Raw genomic sequence first — 327 nt, forward strand, 5'->3', positions numbered from 1 at the left:
AAACCGGATTATGCTCCCGGTTGTTTTTGAGATATATTGTTTGTAAGTTTATTATTGAATGATTCTATGAAATACGCGTCGATTATTGTTTTTAAAAAAGGAGGGGAGTTCACCGATGTTTTGACCTATGGTATTCCATCGGCATTGGAGCCGGAATGTGAACCCGGGCAATTTGTTCGCATTCCCTTTCGCAACCGCTTGGAGCGGGGGATTATTGTTGCTGTCACCGATCAGCCTTCTTTGGACTTTTCCCCCGAAAAGCTCAAATCCATTGAATCTGTCATTTCCGGGTTTCGGCTTTTTGCGCATCAAATAGAATTGGCTCAT

General features: G+C 42.8%; 1 protein-coding gene. It reads left to right on the top strand.

Annotation, left to right across the window (positions count from 1 at the left end):
* Positions 1-66: 66 nt before the first annotated feature.
* The coding region (locus COW15_RS02605) for a hypothetical protein (RefSeq protein WP_293629637.1) at positions 67-327 on the top strand (261 nt) is incomplete at its 3' end.

The sequence above is a fragment of the Shewanella sp. CG12_big_fil_rev_8_21_14_0_65_47_15 genome (assembly GCF_002783505.1).
GTDB lineage: Bacteria > Pseudomonadota > Gammaproteobacteria > Enterobacterales > Shewanellaceae > Shewanella.